This window comes from Mycobacterium sp. TH-M82, assembly GCF_057473605.1.
In genome coordinates, this window is record NZ_JBYCKY010000293.1 from 1 (window position 1) to 2394 (window position 2394).

Consider the following 2394-nt stretch of genomic DNA (forward strand, 5'->3'; position numbering starts at 1 on the left):
AGTTCTCCGGCGCGATGTAGAAGGTGTCCTGCTCGCTGCGGGCGGGGTGGTCGGCCGGGAAGTTGAGGGCGTCGAAGTTGAACTGCTCGGTTTCGACCTCGGGGCCCTCGGCCACCTCCCAGCCCATGGCGACGAAGGTGTCGGCGATGTGCTCGGCCAGGATCGTGATCGGGTGCCGGGCGCCGGGCGGCTGCCGCGTCGACGGCAGGGTGACGTCGATGGCCTCGGCGACCAGCACGGCCGCGTCCCGCTCGGCCCGCAGCGCCGCCAGCCGTTCGTCATAGCTGCGCTGGGCCTCGCCGCGCGCGGTGTTGACGCGCTTTCCGGCGTCGGCGCGCTCCTCCTTGGGCACGGCGGCCAGCGCCTGGCGGGCCAGCGCCAGCGGCGAACGGTCGCCGAGGTGTTCGGTCTTGATGCGGGCCAGCGCGTCGAGGTCGCCCGCGCCTGCAATGGCCTCCCGGGCGGCGGTGACCGCCTTGGCCAACGCTTCCGGCGACAGGTCGACGGGTTGCTCACCCACGCGGCGGCACTCTCCTTGCTCATGGCTGTCCGGTTGCCCGCATCGTCGCCGGGCGCGCCCCATTATTCCGGCCCGCGCGCGGCACCGGCCGAGTGCCGATCATATGCGATGGGGTCGGGCGCCCTGCGAGTTGCGCGCCCGACCGGCCAGCGGCTGCTGTCTATCCGGACACAGCCGGCTGCGGGGCTGCCGGTGCCGCGAGCGGCACCGCCCTGCGCGCCGTGACCACCTGGTCGATCTTGTAGGCCAGCACCGCGCCCAGGGCACCGAAGACCGGCGCCGCGGCGATCGTCGCCCAGTGGTGGGCCAGCAGCAGGAACCCGAAGCCCGAGGACGCGACCAACATCATGGTCCGCATCGGGGTCCACACGATCGGCTGGCGGAACCGGGACGACACCAGCACACCGAGGATGACGGCGACGGTGTGACCGGCGTCGGTGAAATCGCCGCCGACGATCGCCGAGGCGATGCCCGCGGCCACCCACCAGCCGACCCACGCCATCCGCCAGCGCCGGGGAATCACCGCGGTCATCGCTCCGAGGACCGCGAGGGCGCCGTAGCTCATGCCGACGTCACTGGCCCGGGTGACCGACAACGGTAGCCAACGCAGCTCGACGGCCGCGGCAAGCGCGGCGGCGACCAGAAGCGTCGCACCGATATGCCCCACCACGAACGCCACGACCAGCCGGATGGTGCGCAGGTGCAGTTCGGCGAGCACGAGCATGCACGTCAGAAAGGGCAGCCAGAAATACAGCGGACCCGCGTCGACGACCAACGCGCTGCCGAGCAGGGTGCCCAGGTGCCCGTGGGCCAGATTGTGCAGGTTGGTGCTGGCGCGCTGAATGATGATGTCGCGCGTCTGGGGGCCCAGAACGATCAGCGCGGAACTGACGGCCAGCAGTACTGCCACGTAGCCGACGGTGAACCGGATCCGGCCGAGCCGGGACAAGATGCCGTAGATCATCGACACCTACTATGCCTGTGATTCGGCTTCGTCGCTGTCATCGGAAACTGCCAACTCCCTACTGGCCTTGAGGCGATAGATCGCCAAGTCTGCGGGCAGCCCGGCGGGCTGGGGCGCAAACATGGGCTTACGTGCTCGTTTTGCAAAGACGCCCAGGGCGTCCAGTTCGCTCTGCGGTATCAGGTCCAACGTCGAACTGGACACCATGATTCCACCTTTGGTGGCCCGTTCCATAACTCGGGCCGCGATGTTGACGTCGACGCCGAGCCAGTCGGAGGCCATCCGCTGCGGGCGCCCGGTGTGAATGCCAACCCGCATCCGCGGGGTATGGTCGGCCACCTCGACCGATCGCAGGGCCCTTTCGGCGGCCAGCGCGGCCCGCACGGCGACGGCCGGGTCGCCGAACACCGCCATCAGCCCGTCGCCCAACCGTTTGACGATGTGCCCGCCGGCGTCCAACAGCGGCGGCTCGATGGCCTGCGCGACCTGCCGCAACAGCGTCAGGGCCGCGTCGTCGCCGGCCTGCAGCGACCAGGCGGAGAACCCGACCAGGTCGGTGAAGACCAGCGTCACCTCCGGATTGGCCGGCTGTCGGGAAACCGCCTCGGTCAGCGCCTGCCACAGCTGCAGCACACCCAGGCTGACCTCGCGCGACGCGGCACCGCGATCGCCCAGCAACCGGTCGGCGGCGCGCGCGGCGGCGCGGGGACCGCCGTCGCCGGCGGTGGACAACGGGTCACCGAACTCGGGGTCGCCGGGCAGCAGTCGCCGGGCCCGCCGGATCAGGCCGACCACCCCGGGGTTGCGGTTGGTGGTGTGCAACCACTGGGTGGCGTTCTGTATCGAGACCGGAGGGAGCCGCCGAAGAGTGGAGAGCGCCGCGGTTGTCACCGGTTCTTCGACTTCGCCC

General features: G+C 70.6%; 3 protein-coding genes. All 3 read right to left on the reverse strand.

Translation table 11 applies throughout. The features are described 5' to 3' along the window. On the reverse strand, nucleotides 1-520 hold a 520-nt coding region (locus tag AC2VON_RS09285), incomplete at its 3' end, for a tRNA ligase subunit PheS family protein (protein ID WP_486952688.1). Between the two features lie 160 nt (nucleotides 521-680). Beyond that, nucleotides 681-1484 (reverse strand): rhomboid-like protein, encoded by an 804-nt coding sequence (locus tag AC2VON_RS09290; protein ID WP_486952689.1) that lies wholly within the window; start codon nucleotides 1482-1484, stop codon nucleotides 681-683. 9 nt (nucleotides 1485-1493) lie between these two features. Continuing rightward, nucleotides 1494-2394, reverse strand: a 901-nt coding sequence (locus AC2VON_RS09295) for an adenylate/guanylate cyclase domain-containing protein (RefSeq protein ID WP_486952690.1), incomplete at its 5' end; no start/stop codon positions are given.

Excerpts from the sequence above, each read along its gene's own strand:
- AC2VON_RS09290 (WP_486952689.1), bottom strand. The coding sequence starts at position 1,484 with ATGATCTACGGCATCTTGTCCCGGCTCGGCCGGATCCGGTTCACCGTC.